General features: G+C 44.1%; 12 protein-coding genes. 1 reads left to right on the plus strand and 11 read right to left on the minus strand.

The annotated features are described in order from the left end of the window. Window positions 1-97: 97 nt before the first annotated feature. Both BM241_RS02960 and BM241_RS02965 read right to left on the minus strand, forming a co-directional pair. Complete coding sequence (locus BM241_RS02960; protein WP_092281997.1) at window positions 98-733, minus strand: SGNH/GDSL hydrolase family protein; 636 nt, start codon at window positions 731-733, stop codon at window positions 98-100. Between the two features lie 61 nt (window positions 734-794). Next, window positions 795-1,433 (minus strand): LysE family transporter, encoded by a 639-nt coding sequence (locus BM241_RS02965; protein ID WP_092282015.1) that lies wholly within the window; start codon window positions 1,431-1,433, stop codon window positions 795-797. A gap of 209 nt (window positions 1,434-1,642) precedes the next feature. On the opposite strand from BM241_RS02965, the gene BM241_RS02970 reads away from it, so the two are divergent. Continuing rightward, on the plus strand, window positions 1,643-1,846 hold the full coding sequence (locus tag BM241_RS02970; protein WP_025747215.1) for a hypothetical protein: 204 nt from the start codon (window positions 1,643-1,645) through the stop codon (window positions 1,844-1,846). A 114-nt stretch (window positions 1,847-1,960) separates the two neighbouring features. Here the strand turns inward: BM241_RS02970 and BM241_RS02975 are convergent, their stop codons facing one another. The 9 genes from BM241_RS02975 to BM241_RS03015 form a co-directional block, all read right to left on the minus strand. After that, window positions 1,961-2,620: an endonuclease III domain-containing protein gene (locus BM241_RS02975; RefSeq protein WP_092281998.1), complete on the minus strand. Its 660-nt coding sequence runs from the start codon at window positions 2,618-2,620 to the stop codon at window positions 1,961-1,963. 164 nt (window positions 2,621-2,784) lie between these two features. Continuing rightward, on the minus strand, window positions 2,785-4,479 hold the full coding sequence (locus tag BM241_RS02980) for a DNA methyltransferase (protein ID WP_242948235.1): 1,695 nt from the start codon (window positions 4,477-4,479) through the stop codon (window positions 2,785-2,787). 207 nt (window positions 4,480-4,686) lie between these two features. Then, on the minus strand, window positions 4,687-6,090 hold the full coding sequence (locus BM241_RS02985) for a mandelate racemase/muconate lactonizing enzyme family protein (RefSeq protein ID WP_177206075.1): 1,404 nt from the start codon (window positions 6,088-6,090) through the stop codon (window positions 4,687-4,689). A gap of 137 nt (window positions 6,091-6,227) precedes the next feature. Then, entirely contained in the window at window positions 6,228-9,416 is a 3,189-nt protein-coding gene (locus BM241_RS02990) for a carbohydrate binding domain-containing protein (RefSeq protein WP_025747219.1), read from the minus strand. 110 nt (window positions 9,417-9,526) lie between these two features. Next, window positions 9,527-11,191, minus strand: coding sequence for an extracellular solute-binding protein (locus tag BM241_RS02995; protein ID WP_092282000.1), 1,665 nt, complete (start codon window positions 11,189-11,191; stop codon window positions 9,527-9,529). A 116-nt stretch (window positions 11,192-11,307) separates the two neighbouring features. Continuing rightward, the gene (locus tag BM241_RS03000; protein WP_025747221.1) at window positions 11,308-12,198 is read right to left on the minus strand and encodes a carbohydrate ABC transporter permease; all 891 of its coding nucleotides are present in this window, start codon (window positions 12,196-12,198) and stop codon (window positions 11,308-11,310) included. Window positions 12,199-12,215: 17 nt separating this feature from the next. After that, entirely contained in the window at window positions 12,216-13,178 is a 963-nt protein-coding gene (locus tag BM241_RS03005; protein ID WP_025747222.1) for an ABC transporter permease, read from the minus strand. Between the two features lie 92 nt (window positions 13,179-13,270). Then, window positions 13,271-15,577, minus strand: coding sequence for a helix-turn-helix domain-containing protein (locus BM241_RS03010; RefSeq protein WP_092282001.1), 2,307 nt, complete (start codon window positions 15,575-15,577; stop codon window positions 13,271-13,273). 125 nt (window positions 15,578-15,702) lie between these two features. Continuing rightward, window positions 15,703-16,695, minus strand: coding sequence for a hydroxyacid dehydrogenase (locus BM241_RS03015; RefSeq protein ID WP_025747224.1), 993 nt, complete (start codon window positions 16,693-16,695; stop codon window positions 15,703-15,705). Window positions 16,696-16,820 lie beyond the last annotated feature (125 nt).

Genomic DNA, 16,820 nt, shown 5'->3' on the forward strand with positions numbered 1-16,820 from the left:
ACCTTTACTTTAAGCCAATCTAATGTGCAAAACAGGACAAAATTTAAAAATTTGCTGGTGCCCGGTACACCGTATTATACCATGCTCACCTGGTTCGTTACAATTCCGCCTTTACTGTTTGCAGCCATGCGCGAGCGATGAGCGCATGTCCCGCCTGAGAGGGATGAACCCCATCGGGCGCCCAAAACTCCGGCTCGCGTTTTGCGGCAGCTGCCGCAAAAATACCATCCAAGGGGACGTACAGTGCACCAAACTCCCTGGCCAGCTCCCGCACGACCTGAATCTTGGGGTCCAGGTCCTCCCGCCACATCTTGCGGTCCTCCGGCACCGGGAGTACAAAAGGCTCACACAGGATGATTTTCGCATTCAGCTTTTCGCTGACCTCGGTCAAAATCCTTCTGTACCCCGCCGCAAACACCTCCACCGGAGTGGGGTCATTTCTGTCATACCTGCGCCAGCAGTCGTTTATGCCTATCAATATGGACACCCACGAAGGATTAAGATCTATACAGTCGCGCTGCCATCGCTCGACCAGATCCCTTACCCGGTTGCCGCTAACTCCGCGGTTTATAAACCTCACCCTCTTTTCGGGATAAACGGCATTAAACCAGGCCGCTATCATGTTGGGATAGCCCTTTCCCAAATCCTGGTCATCACTCCTGCTTCGTCCGCAATCAGTGATGCTATCACCCTGAAACAAGACCACTGCCCCATCCTCTATCAACGTGCTCATTTTAAAAACCTCCTTACCCTTAATGTTTAGTTTAATATTGTCTGCTGGATCGCATTCACTTCTATACGAACATTTTAACTCCGCTGTACATGAAATACAGCGAAAACCCAATCAAAAACAGCCCCAGGGCAAAGATTACCCTGCGGTAGACGACGTCGCTTAAAATCTTCTTACCTCTAGATACCCCAACAGAGACGGCGGAGTACCATATAAGGTCTGACAGTATGTGGCCCATGTAGAAGAAGGCTACACCCAAGAATCCCAAAGCATAAGCCTGACGTATCATTTCCATGCCGGTGGTGGCCCACCACATTATAAAATACGGGTTGGTAATGCTGACCACCGCACCTGCCAGTACCAGGCTTTGAGCGCTGAAACGGCCTTTGGCGCCATCCTGTATGGAAACGGCGTTGCGCACAGCCAACCTTACCATGCCATAGCCCATCCACATCAAAAAAACTCCGCCCACCAGGCCTATCAACCCCGCCACCTTAGGATTTGCAAAAAAATCCTTAAGGCCGAACGCCATGACCACAACCAGTATCAGTTCCAGAATTCCATGGCCCGACACCACCATAGGCCCGGCGACAGACCCCTTCTTCAGGCTTCCGTCAATGGTGACGCCCAGCATGGGCCCCGGCATCATAGCACCTGAAAAACCTATGATAAGTGCGCTTAAAAATATCCCCCACAGGTTCATATCAGCCTCATAATCCCTTCCTCTCCCTGTCAAAATCTAGTTGAAAATATTTTACCACATTTTTACCTGCTCCGCAAAAGGGAAACTCAACCGGCCTTTTGAAGCGGCGGCTTCATTTATTTTCGCCTGTTTACTGCCTCAATTTTAAATAAAAAACAGCGTAGATGTACAGACTAACAGTACGATAATCAAAAAGGAAGGTGATAATCTTGGAAAAGAAAAAGCGCGTCCGAAAAGATGATATGATAAGCGACGTACTGCAGGACAAGAGCGCTTATGGAGAATTTATCTCTACCTTCCACGCCTGGACAGGCCAGGAAGGAACGCACAAGCGCGGGGCAGAGCTCCAGGAAAAAGGCAAGACCAAAACAAAACAGGATGAGCCTTACGTGGCCAAAACAAAAGAAGAATGAAAAATGGGTGTATCCATCTAAAAAGCATTTTTAAAGCTTTTAAAGCAGGAAAGCTCAACAAGCAGGTGGCGGCTTTTTGCAAACCGGGAACAGCTTAAAAATGATACAGGAAAGTCAGACAGCAGAGGCAAAGCCGCACAAAGGCCTCAGCGGGCACTCTCCGCATGACGGCTTTTTGGCTGCGCAATAATTGTTGCCCACCGCGTCAATCTGCGCGTGGTACTCGTTGTAAAGCATGACATCAGGCGGAATGTGATCCATGAAAAATCTTTGAAGCTGGCCGTATTTTATATCGGCATCCACCATGCCCAGCCTGGAAAATATTCTTTTAGTATAAGCATCCACCACAAAAATGGGTTTCTCGGCAGCATAAAGCAGTATGCTGTCAGCCGTTTCCTCGCCTATGCCGTATATCCCCAAAAGCTCCTCTCTTAAAGGCCAGAGGTCTTTTGCAAAAAGGCGTTCCAGCGATCCATCGTAATTCTCCAGCACATGCCTGCAAAAGGCCTGCAGTTTCCTGGCTTTCATGTTGTAATACCGGGTGGGACGTATAAGCCGGGCTAGCTCATCAAGCTCAGCATGAGCTATAGCAACCAGGTCAAGCAGCCCCGCCTGTTTTAAGTTTTTTATGGCCTGTTCCACGTTTCGCCACGCAACGCTCTGGGTGAGTATAGCCCCCACCACCACTTCAAAGGGCGTATCGGCCGGCCACCAGTGTCTAGGCCCAAAATGCTTATACATCCTGTCGTATATGTCCATCAGCTTCTGATACATGAACGCTTCAACCTCCAGCTGGTAATTTTAACTGCGCTAAACCGAACTCCAATTTTTATCGATTGATTGCATTCTAGTTAGAACTTTACAAAGGTTTTGTCTCCGGTCTCACCTCAACAGGCAACAACGGCCCAATGGTCGCTACCTGCAATCCCTGTACATAGCTATAGCCCCTCTATGCGAAAAAACCACTGCTGCCCGTATACATCTACAAGGTGTACCACCGGGGCTTGATCATCGTACACAGCCATCCTAAGCTCATCATTCAAGCATGGGGTATCAAAGCTCCTCATCGACCAGTTAGCCGCTTTGAACACGCCATCCTCCAAGTAGCCGACTGCCCAGCAATCCACAAGGTCGAGAGGCCCTAAAGGCACCATATCGCTTAAGCGCTCATCCCCCTGGATTTGCGGCAAAACATATCTTTTAAGCCGCACAGCAACCTGGTGATCGGGCAGCCTGACGCACTCCACCTCAACCTCAGGAACCACCATATATCCTGCTTCACCCTTGAAATCCTGACAATAATAAAACAATACTTTGACTCGTATGTTTGATAATTCCCCCGACACCCTGGCAGCATCTCCATATGGATTCCCGTTTACAAGGCGGTTGCAACCATCCTGGCCCACACTGCCTGACCAAACAGGAGCCATCGAATGCACGGCGCCCTCACCGTTATCACACCGCCGTTGCGCCTTCAAACCGGCTTCACCGCAGAAACGGTTCAGCTGGCGCACAAGCCGCTTCCTGCATGTATGCAACGAAAAGATACCATTGTCCACCCCTATCCAGCATCTGCCCAGCCTCTGGGCCACCGCCAGAGTGGTCCCCGAACCGGCAAAAAGGTCGGCCACCAGATCCCCCGGCCTGGACGATGCCTTGATGATCCGCTCAAGCAGCGCCTCGGGCTTCTGCGTATCATACCCCGTCCTTTCGGGGTCCTTTTGGTGGAGGTGAGAGATATCGTCCCACACATCGCTGGGATATATCTTGCTGTCCTCGTAATACCGGTATTCCCTGCCTCCTGACCTTATGGACCAGAATATTCGCCCATCCTCATCCACCTGCTGTTTCATATGGTTGCGCTTGTCCTTTCCCCTGGGAACCCCCACCGCCTCTATGTTGAAATAGTACCGCGGCGATTTCCGGTAAAACAGGATAGTATCGTGTTTACGGCTGAAATGGTTTTTAGCCCTGCCACCGCTCCTATAGTGCCATATGATCTCGTTTAGGAAATTCTCCTCACCGAATATCTCATCCAACATGATGCGCATGTAAGCGCTGGTACGGTAGTCGATGTGCAGATACAACGACCCCTCAGGAGAAAGAAGGCGGTATACGCAGGACAGCACCTCTCTCATCATCGATAAAAAGGCATCCCTGCCCGATTTCCACAGGTCATCGTAGGCGGTATGGGTTATGATGTACTGTCGGTCCCCCCTCCACCCCTGTGCACCAACCGGCTGCTGAAATCGAAACAGCTGGCCGGTCACAAAAGGGGGATCCAGGTACACCAGCTGTATTTTGCCTTCATACTGTTCAAGCAACAATGGAAGGGCCTTTAGCACATCGCACCAATAGAATCTGCCCACGACATGCTGCAAATCATGTCCAGAGCGGCCATATGAATTGCCGCTTAATGCGGCATTTAAACCGGTATTTGGTCCTGCATTTGAATCAGCACATAGGCAGGCGTTTGAAGCGGCATGCGAACCAGTATTTGAACCAGCCTTTGCACCTGTATCTACCCTGCCGTCTGTAAAACAGTCCATGCGAGTATCCATACCTGCGCAGTACTCTTCTCCTATAACATGTACCTGCCTTAATCGAACCAAACCCATCACCACATCAACCATTATCAACCATTAATTCACTTGGTAGGTAGCAAAAACGCCCAAGGCATTGTGACAACGGCAACAGTTACTTTGAAGGAGCATCCATCATTTCACCCTATTATGGTATCACATAGAAAAAATTATGTAAATAACTCCGAAAACAAACTAAGGGGCACGATACCCCTTAAAACATTCTCAAATTCATAAAATAACTTCTTAAAACCGCTTTTACCTTGACGCCACATAGTGAGGCTCGGGTAATTCCCTTGGTATCTCCTCTACCCTGTAACCAAAGCCCGGCCCTTTGATGGTGCTCAGGTCCAACACGCCATCCCTTCTCTTATACAACCCGGAGTGTACCTTGGCCTCTGGTTCTGAGGCTGATGGATAAAACTGCATGGCATTGCTCTCCACGCCCATGATAGTATCAACATGGCTTGCAAGCAGAACATGCGGTATCTGGGCAAGCATCGGGTTTGTGAGGTCCTGCACCATGACGGTCATGCCGTGGGCTTTGGCCCAACAGTATGTGAGCAGCGCCGATGTCTGGGTCTTACACGTCTTCAAAGCCACGCCGCTCCAGCCATCCTCCCTGCCCAGCCTTACAAGCTTCCAGTCATGAGCGCTTTCGTCCATAAATATTGGCTTTCTGTTGGCTATAGGCCTGACGTCTATCCTGCTGGCCTCAAGGTCATAAGGGAAAGGCTGCTCTATGTAGAGTATCCTCGCATACACCTCTGGTTCATCGTATAAAAGCCTGTCCAGGATTTCAACCACATATGCCGGATCTTTTACGGTACAGTTAAAGTCAACGGAAAGCCATAACACCCCGTTATCTATACCCACCCTTGCCACTTTCACTATCCTATTGTAGTCCCATTCAAAATCATTGCCCTTGAGCTTGATCTTTAAGCACTTCAGTCCATCCTGATTTATCCAGTCCTCGAGCAATACGGGATATCCGTCGTTGGGCTCATTTCCCGTGAGTTCCTCTTTGGTTACAGGATCCGTACCACCCACCAAATGCCACACCACAAGCCTTCTTCTTGGCACAGCCCTCAAAAAATCTTGTATGGTTTTCCCTTCAAATGAAACTTTGCCGCCCTCAGCAGGTTCTAAATAGTGCGACAGGTCCTTCTCTATTAAATCTTTCCCATATATTTTGTATACAGGTACTCCCACATATTTAGCGTATGCATCGTGAAACGCTATGTCGAAAGGCGAGTTACAAATAAGTGCAGCCAGCCACGGCATATCTTCGGAGCTTCCCTTAAACTTAGAATTAAACCTGACAAGCGCCAAAGGCAGCACATGCTCAGTAAATAGATATCCCACTTCTACAGGATGGCCTTCCAATTGCAGGTTCAGCCACTCATCAGCCAGCACCTTACAGAGATTTTTCATGTCTGCATGTCTGCTCTCATAGCTTATACTGCTCGGCCATGCCCACTGAACGCTTAAAGGAGTCTCTCCCCATCCGTCCACTATCCTTCCATCTCTGTCTGCTACAAACATATGAACCCTCGCACAGGTAATGGTTGTTAGAACCTGAGAGCCAAACTTCAGCGGCACCCTCGTTGTAACTGGTATGAAATAGAGCTCTATCTTGATGGGTTTAACGAAGTTTTTCACAGACAATCACTCTCCGTTAACAATTTTATTACAGTAAGGATATAAAGGCCTTTTGGCACACATAACCAAAAGGCCTTTATATCATAGCATATATTCTACATCATTTTAAAACTTTCCTCTACAAATAATTCAATGTACTATTTTTTGTCTAAACTTGATGCAGATTCAAAGCCCCGTTTCTTGTTATATAAGACTAAAGCAACTCCTCCAACAATCAGTACAATTCCTACTAACATAAATATTTTGACATCTAGCCAGGAACCGGTTTGTACTAGACGGCCTTCGTCTTTTTCCTCCTCCACCGGCTTCTCATCCTCTACTGGTTTCTCGTCTTCTATTGGCTCCTCATCTTCTACCGGTTTCTCATCTCCTATAGGCTTTTCTTCCTCTACTGGTTCATCATCCTCTACCGGCTTTTCGTCTTCTACCGGTTCTTCGCCTTCCACTGGCTCTTCCTCTTCTATAGGCTCCTCGTCCTCTACCGGTTCCTCATCTTCTATTGGTCCTTCGCCTTCCTCTTGTTTCTCCAAAACTTCTATAGTCAATACGTTTGATTTGTGAGTTACACCATTTTGCGTAACGTTAACATAAACCTCTACAGAGCCTTCCTTATGAGCAATCATAACTCCTTTATCAATGGAAAGGATACTGGGATCACTGCTCACGTATTCAATAGTAGTTCCGTCTAAATACCCCTCTTTGCCATTTACTAAAACTGTTTTTATTCCCAAAACTTTATTATCTCCTACCTCTAGTTGGGTGGTGTCTGAACTGATAACAACAGAAGATATAGGCACTGGAAGTTTATACAGATTAGGCCCTACTGCATAATAAATACTACCATCTTTACCTAATGTCATCAGGTGAACCCATCCACTTACTAACTGTTTATATTCCAAAGTCTTAGGATCAAAAACCAATAATTGCCTTCCCAATGTGGTATAGAGAAGCCCATTGTCACCCCATCTAATAAAGAATGGCCTCCAACTGCTAGCTTTTGTACCCAACTCAAGTATTCTATATTTTATTATCTCTTTCGTATAAGAATTCATAGCAAACAACGCAAAACCTTCTCTGGAACTATTTATATTCCCCCACATAATACCCCATAAGATACCATCGGCATCAAAAGACAGCTGCCCAATCATTTTTGGCGATTGAAATCCTGGAACTTCTGGAACAAACTCTTCTATTTTAACGTCATTTTCTACATCCCAGATAAACATCTTTGCCTCTGTTGCTGCAGGATCAATACCTGCTCCTCCCCAAATACTAGTACCACCGTATAACTTACCATCTTTATAAGCTAACCCAATAATGCTTTGGTCCTGAACAACATTTGTATGTATTACCCACTTACCACTTGATTCATCGTAAATGGCCAAGGCTCCACCCAATTTACCATAATCTGGAACAGTTCCTATAAATAATTTGTTATCCCCTGATGCAAAAGCAAACGGCCTACTTTGTCCAGTTATTGTATAAAATAAACCGGGATTCCCATCTGGAGTTTCCTTATAGTCATAAGGTAAATTTGGATCATAACGATAAATTCTGGCTCCACCATAGGTACCAAAATACACCTTACCATTTAGAAATCCAATACCTTCTATTTGCGAAGGTTGATTTTCTTGCATTTCAAATTTGGCTGTCTTAGGGTTGTAAATGCTCATAGCACCTTGGTATCCTCCCATATATAGGCGGCCATCATCTGCACATTCCAAGCTCTGTACATCAATGCCCTGTCGCTCTATTTCGGGGAACAATCTTGTGAAACTTCTATCTATCGGATCATAAATTACATATTCCAAAAGATGAGAAACCATAGCCAATACTTTTCTTCCCGCTTTTTCCCCTCGTGTTAAGGTAATCCAATCAATCCCTTTTAAAGCACTCTTCGTTACTTCAACCCCTGGTTCTGCCACTTTAATCTCATTAGAAGCCATATTATATATCCATAACTCACCAGTATTTTTATTCCTAAAATAGATTAGATTTGGATCATATGGAGAAGGTGGAGAAATAATGCCATCATAAGTATCAGCATCTTGCCAATCCATTTCTTTTAATACTTCTCCCGTTTCTTCGTCCATAATGGTCATAGAAGTTCCGTAGGCGATAAAAAGCTTTCCTCCATAAATCCAAACATTATTCACCATGGTATCGGTTCCTGTAGCAGGGAACTCAATTTCCACCATTTCTCGTGTCTGCCTATCCATTCGTATCAAATGGGCCTTAGCCCCGATACCAAGATAAAGATATTTATCCGTTACTCCTGCCCCTCTAACGTATTCTTCTCCTTCATAAATAACCCCTAAATCCGTAAAAGTATTAGTTTGTATATCATATTCAAACGCTTTAGCATCGGGGTAAACACTCCCATAAATTTTCCCATCCTCTGAAGCATCCAATTGCCAAACCCATTTATTAGAAGGGTTAACCCCTATCTTCTCAATTTTCATTTCTTTGGGCAGATATCTATACAATATTCCATCATTGGTACCTGCAAAATATACATTTCCATCCGCTCCCACTGTAATTGCCCAAACCACATCGATATTATTAAGGGGCTGCGAAAATTTTACCTCTCCTGTTTCCGCGTTTAAAACATAAAAAACCGAAGGGGAACCATTGGTACCTATGTATACTTCTTCGTTGCCAATCGCCACTCCCTGAGTTTTTGCAGCCAAAGTTGCAGGACCAAGATTGATTGGTGCTCCATATTCAAATGGTAGTTCTAAAACAATTTTTTCTTTCAAGGTAACATCATCATAATACACCTTGCCCCTATTTACTGTTCCTGAGTACAACCAAACCTCGCCTTTCACTGCTTGAGCTGGCGCAACAGCTTCAACGCTCAATTTTATCCATTGGCCCTTTGGCTCTGAAACTCCAAAACTCTCACTTCCAATCTCCTTACCCGCAGAATCAAAAAATTTAATGTATATTCTAGCTCCGGAACCTGTTGATGATTCAAGATAAGCATAACATGAAGCGGTGTAGGTTTTCCCTGGTTCTACTGGAACTTTATCACTTATAGCCCCTACAGATCCTCCGCTATTATCTTCAATCAAGAGACTATAGCTACCTGTATATTTCATTTCATCCGTAACACGAACAGCTCTATCTGAAGGCATTGGAGACGGATACTCTTTCCACCCAGGAATATTACCATTTGAAATCGGCTCTTCAAATCCTCCATTAGTCAGAAGATTTGTATCACTTTTTGCAGATGCAAGTATATCGATTGAATTGATTGGCATAGCAAACAACACTCCTATACAAACCGCATAACATAGTAAAATTCTATAATATTTTTTAAACATTTTACCATTTCCCCCTTTCTAGCCTATACTTTTAAGGTTAATTTTAGAAATATGGGCAGAGAAAATATCTCTGCCCATACAACTGCCTCAATTTATGCCTCTGTACTGCCTTAATTTCCGCTTTGCATAAACCTATCATAAGCTGTCTGATGTATTGATATATATTCATCGATTCCCATATCTTTCAACGTCTTTACATATTCATCCCACTTATCAAGTGAATCCTCGCCTGTTATAAACCTTGCTCGGGACTGACTTACGAAATTTGTAATATCGGCTTTCATTATGGAGAGCTTTTCCTGTTCCTCTGATGTAAATCTGACGTTGGGATAGATCCTTTCAGGCCTTATATAGGGGAATATATACCTCATGTTGTTCTCCCCTACCCACCTGAGGTATGGCGACTCAAAAGGTTTCTCTAGAACGCTGGTTCCTACAAGTCCTGTTTCAGAAGGAGTAACTTTCTGGAGCAATGTTTGGATTTCAGTCATACCTTCCTCGGGTTCAAATAAATACCTTATTGCAGAGCCATCCTCTGTGAAATCCCAGTCTACGCCCCTTCGACCTATCCACAACGCAACTCCAGTTATACCGTTGACTCCTTCGTCAGATTCGGTAAAGAACAGGTCAGCCCATTTAATGGATTCTACCGGGTATTTGTTGACCTTGGTGATGGCAAAAGCACCAGACGCATAGGCAACATCGCTCGAGCTGCTAAACCTCTCGCTATTATACTGCGAAGTGAGCGGCGAAAGTATCTGATACTGCTGCCAATCAGCCTGTCTGATATGGCCCAGTACGCCATACAGATTCTGTTTTGTCTTGGCCAGATATTCGTCCATGCTCTGGGACATGAACATGGGATCTATCAGCTTTTCCTGATACAATTTGTGCAGGAACTCAAGGTAATGCTTGTAACCCTCAGTAATAGGAGTAAATACAACTTTTCCGTCCTTCAAAGCGATATCCTGGGCCATTTCTCCAAATGCAGGTAAAAGCATTCCTCCCAAGATGCCGAAATCTATTTCACCTAATGGGATTTCATCCTGCTGCCCGTTTTTGTTTGGGTCCCCTTCCTTGAAGGCCTTCAACACGTTATACAGTTCATCTATGGTCTCTGGCACCTCTAAGCCGAGGTTTTCCAACCACACCTTGTTGATTACGGGTTTATACGAACCGATCGTAGGAGTTTTAATAACCCGGCCTAAAGCGTATATCTTTCCATCGCTTGCTGTGATGGTTTTTTTCAGCAGCGGATATTTCTCAAACGCTTTTTTAATGTTCACACCATGCTGCTCAATCAAATCAGTCAAATCTATCAATACACCCTGTGGGCCATATATTTCCTCATCTTCGGCGGTCAGTGCTCCTAAAAAGATATCCGGCAAATCCCCTGTTGCAAGCGCAAGGTTCTTCTTCTCTTCAAAACCTTCATATGCCACGTCGAATTCCAAATGTATATTGGTCATCTCTTCAAGGTCTTTAAATATGCGCAGGTTCTCCCATGGCCCTCCCATAGGATGTTTTGGCGCCATTACTTTGAGCGTTATCTTTTCTTTAGCAATGGGCAATGACGACGTTGAAGTCCCCTCAGAGCCATTCTGTTCATCTTGAGAATCTTTTTCAGTTCCTCCTGTTTCTTCTGGTTGTTTGGTATTCTGCGAGGTTTCTCCAGGTTGAGCCGTTTGTTCATCTTTGCTACAGCCTGCAAATACGGTAATGAACAACAATATCGAAACAATCAAGCATAAAATTTTTACAAAGGATTTTTTCATACCAGTAATCTCCCCCTTTTAAATTAATTTTCTGAAAGCCTGCTATTTCCCCTTCATGCTCAAATTGATGTTCTCATGACCACCTCCTCTTTGTTAGTAGCGTAATTATACTAAAACTACCCCTTTATAGCCCCAACCATAATTCCTTTTACAAAGTACTTTTGCAGGAATGGGTAGGCCATAATGACTGGCAACGTTGATACGATAATTACGCAGTATTTTAGCAGGGTGGCCAGTTCGACCCTTTTATGTATTACCTCTAATTCCCCTTCAGTCATCAACATTTCCATATTGATCTCGTTTATGATCAGAATCTCCCTTAATATCATCTGGAGCGGATACAGATTGCGATCTGACAGATATATGAGAGCAGTGAAATAGCTATTCCAACGGCCTACCCCGTAAAATAACGCCATGACAGCGATGACGGGTTTGGCCAGCGGCAGTATGATGCTGGTAAATAGGCGGGCATACGAACATCCATCGATCTGTGCGGCTTGCTGCAGCTCTTCCGGAATGCTGGTCTGATAAAAAGTCCTCACGATCACTATATTCATAAAGCTCACAGCGCCTAAAAGTATTTGTGAAAACACAGTGTTGCGCATCCCCAGGGCTTTTACTACCATATAAGTGGGAATAAGCCCACCAGAGAAGAACATTGTGATGGTAAAGTAAATTACGAAGACATTCTTGCCTACAAAATCCCTTCGGGCGAGGGGATAAGCGGCTGTCAATGTAAGCGCCAGGCTTATTAAAGTGCCCGCTATAGTATAGAATATGGTATTTCGATAGCCGATCCAGATATCATCATATTCCAGTACCCTTCTGTACCCATCGAAATTCAATCCTTTTGGCAGCAAAACCACTTTTCCCTGGGACACCAAAGATGGATCGCTTATCGATGCGCTGATTACGAATATCAAAGGATACAAAACTATGATGAAAAATACGGTTACAAAGAAGGTGTTTACTGCTTCAAATATAATGTCGTCTTTGCTCTTTTTCATAACCTTTTTTCTCTCCTTTACCAAAGACTTGTAGATGACAGCTTTTTGGCCACTCTATTCACCAATACCAGCAGCATAAAGTTTATGACCGAATTGAACAGCCCCACGGCGGTGCTAAAACTGTAACGCGCACTTTGAAGCCCAACCTTATATACATAAGTCGAAATGACCTCTGAAGCCTTGATGTTCAATGGCGTCTGCATAAGATAGACCTTCTCAAATCCGACGCTCATGATGCTTCCGGCATTCAATATGAGAAGGATTACGGCGGTAGGCATCAAGACAGGAACGTTTATATACCATATTCTTTGGAGCCTCGATGCACCATCAATTATTGCTGACTCATGTTGTTCTGGATCTATATTTGATAATACTGCAAAATATATAACCGAATTCCATCCCGTATGCTGCCATATATCTGACCATACGTACAAGCTTTTAAAGTATTCGGGCTTATTGATGAAATCAACAGCTTCAAAGCCTAAAAACTTTATCAAGGTATTGGCAATACCGTACACAGGATGCAAGAAGATATAGAGCATGCCGACCATGACGACGGTGGAGATGAAGTGCGGAGCATAGCTTACGGTTTGTACCAGTTTCTTATAATGCTTGTTGCTGACTTCATTCAACATGAGAGCAAATATTATAGGAATCGGGAAACCCGCTATCAGCGAATACAGGGATATGCCCACCGTATTGCCGATGATTTCCCAGAAGTAGTACGAACTAAAGAACAATTTAAAGTGTTTAAGCCCCACCCATGGGCTGCCCCATATGCCTTTGGTGGCAACGAAATCCTTAAAAGCCAACTGAACGCCATAAATGGGTGCGTAATGGAATATCAAAAAGTACAAAACGCTTGGAAGAATAAAGAGGTACAATTGATAATCGTTTAGCATCTTTTTTAGTTTACTCTTTTTATTATGGTGCGGCTTGGGATCCAAATTGACAACAACACCTTGACCGAGTTCTGCCATGAATAAAACCTCCACATACAAATTTTCTGCTTTTATTATACAAACCAGTGCCAGTTTAAGAAATATGCGAAAGGTATCATCGATTTGTCATATTATACATTGGCCATCATCTTCCTGTATTCACCTGGGGTAATCCCTTCTAATTTCTTGAAAGTTCTAGTAAAACTGGCCACATCGCTATACCCTATTCTATCCACAATATCCTTTATACTGCTGCTCGTCTCCCTCAATAACTTCTTTGCATAATTTATCCTCAACTCCCTCACGTAGTCGACAAAGTTAAACCCTATCTGCTCTTTGAAAAATCTGCTCAAGTATTTAGGGGAAATATTCAATTTTTCCGCTACCATCTCGAGGCTTAGCATCTTATTGGTATAGTTTTCATGGATGTATTCTATAACCGCTATTTTGAGGGCTTCGTTGTGGCTCTCTTTTCTGCTGTTTACGTACTCGCAAATCCTATACGCCAGCTTCTCAATTTTCTCTTCCAAATCCTCCAAAGAACCAAACTGGGCTAACTCTTCAATATCATCATCGAAATTTTTTATATCGAGCTCGTTCAATACCTCAACGACCGCGTTTATCATCCCAAAACATATGGCCCTGGTCAGGCCTATGGAAAGCTGCTTTTTCTTTATCTTCCCTATTATCTCCTTTATTATATCCTTGATCACATAGGTATTCCCTTGCTTTAAACACTGTACAAAGCGCATTTGTTCCTCAGCGGGATACCAATATGCCTTTTTGCTGGATGAAATAATGTCGTCGTAAAAGATGATATTCTCATAGCCTATCAGGAGGTTATAGTCAATGGCATTGAGCGCCTCTATAAAAGTGCGACTTATGAAATTGATGCCCTCATATACATTTCCAATGCCCACGTTGACCCTCACTCCCAGGTGGTTTCTGAAGAAGACCTGGATGTCCTTCATCATGTTTTCTATCACTATCTTGGAGCAATTTTCGTAGGATGTGTTAAACAGCAAAACGAAATCCCCCTGTACGGTATCAATACAATAAACCCTCTTGTTCTTTATCTTGTTCTCGATAATGCTATTTATATACAGGTTTAGCTCAGAGGTCGTTATGCTGTAATCCTTTTCCTTCTTTATGGAAACGACCGCTACGAAGAAATAATTATACGGAAAGTCTATTTTATACAAGCTGAGCAGCTCATTTATCTTCTGTTCATTGGACAATTTGCCTTTCACCAGCATCAAAAGGATTTGTTCCCTTACAAAGGATTGATGATGGCTAAGCTGCTCAACAAGGCTGCTGTTTCTAATCGCTATACCTTTCACAATCCTCTCAATGTTTTCAAGCTCGTTAGATATGGCAAATCCCCTTTCCCACCGCAAATCCCCCTCATCGCTCTCACCATTTTCAACTGGAAAATAAGCTTTTATCATGTTAAAAAGATTTTTGATGGGGCGATAGTTTGTCAGTGAGAAAACAAATGACAACAGCATCCCAACGACTATCACTATGCCTATCATTAACACCAGCTGCCTCTTCATCACAATGACCCTGCTTAAGTAGCTCTCGGGGAATATGGCCAGGAAAATTCTGAAATCCATGTTCTCAGACGCCACGTCTATTATTGACAACCTTCTGCCCTGTATCTCCATATTGTGTATCTCATCCAGGGTATTTCCCGGAAAAGCCTGGGGACCAATCTCTTTTGCTAGGGGAATGACCTCCTCATCTCCAAAATTAAATATGCTATCCATATCGCTGTTATATAAGATCAAGGCCCCTTTCAAATCCCCCAATACCTCAGAGGCCATCTTCTCAATAATCTGCCTGTCAATCACTATGCCTACAACTCCGTAATAATTGCTCCTTCCGAGCGGCAAAGGATAAAGGCACATAAACCCCTCATTCCGTGGTATCCCGGAAATCATCGTATCTATCCTCATCATGGCTGGAACATTAATCCTTTGAAGCTCTTCTTTAAAACTTTCACCGCTGTCATAGCTGGCTCCCAGAATGCTGTTGTACAGCGTATCAAACGATACCTTGCCCCCCAAGGTATACACATAATCGTCATTCTTAAAGTATACAAACATATTGCTCACATAGTTTTTATCCCAATACTTGTTTAGCTGATCTATTGCGCTTCTGCTGTGGTAATCATTTAAATTGACCACGTACGGCTTTATCCTTTCATCCAGGGAAATCTTGAGAGCGACCTTTTTGGTGTCCAAAATCATGGAATCCAGCGTTTCCCTCATCCTCACCACTTTGTCAAACGTATACCTCTTTACCTGGTTTTCCATCTCGATGACAGAATTCCTGTAGAAGCTCACTCCCAGTATTATAAGCGGTATAGCAAAAATTGCTATATATGAAATAAAATACTTATAAAGGACGCTGATTTTCCTCCTCGGGGATCCCATATACCCCCCTCACCTCTCCCCCTGCAATATTTGATTTAATTTTGTCAATGCCCTAAAAAGAAAATAAACAGCTTCTTACTCAAAGATGCTGTAAAACATAGTCAATCCCATTTTAAATGCTAACCTCAAGCCAAAATGCTCAACTTATTTTCGAAAACTTCGCCGTCCATCTTCTCCCCTTTAACGTAAGCTTGGATCTCTTTGACGGCATACTTGCCTATTCTGTACAATCCGTTATTCACCGCGCCGGCGATATGCGGCGTCAATATTACGTTGGGAAGGCTGCGGAACGGGTGGTCTTCGGCTGGCGGTTCAGGGTCGGTCACATCGATGCATGCAAACAGCCTTCCCTTTTTCAACTCTTCAACCAATGCTCCTTCATCTATCAGAGAACCACGGGCAGTGTTTATGAGTATAGCGTTATCCTTCATCAACGCCAGCGTCTCTTTATTTATCATATGGTACGTTTCAGGAATAGAAGGTGCATGGATGGACACCACATCCGATTTCGTGAGCAACTCCTCCAGCTCCACCTTTTTAACGCCCATCTCTTGTGCCTGCTGTTCATCCACAGTCGGATCGTACAGCAGTATGTCGACATCAAAATTCTTCATGAGCTTTATATAATGGCGCCCAGCTCGCCCGGCACCTATCACCCCTATGGTTACGCCGTATACCTCCCTAACTTTGTCGCGCCCTTCAGCCCATTTTCCTTCGCGGGTATTTCTGGCCAGGTTCCACATATTTTTAAGCGCGGTAATTGTAAATCCCAGCGCAGTCTCGGCAACCCCTATGCCCAGCGGGTATGCACAGCTAGAAACGCGTATTTTACGCCTCCAAACCTCATCGCTCACAATACCTTTAACGGTTCCAGCCGCGTGAACTATCAATTCCAGATCAGGGGCATGCTGCAATATGTCCCTATCCAATCGAGGACAGCCCCAGGAGGTGATGGCTATGTTTGCATCTCTGATGAGCTCCTTGGCTCTATCTGCATCCGGCCCCTCCTCATCAGTGTTGAAAACGATATTGCCGATTCGAGACAGTGCGTCTATATCTTCCTGCTTAAAAATATTGTTTCTCAATTTAGCGTTCAGCAAAAATACTATATTTTTCATCAACACACTCTCCCTTCACATTGGGGACCAACTGCTGTAGCCTACAAAAAGTTTTAACACTTAAACAGCCATTATGTACGCTTACAGCAGTTCGTACCCTTATATTTTCTTTTACACTAGCGGTA

Source organism: Caldicoprobacter faecalis (assembly GCF_900115765.1).
Lineage (GTDB): Bacteria > Bacillota > Clostridia > Caldicoprobacterales > Caldicoprobacteraceae > Caldicoprobacter > Caldicoprobacter oshimai.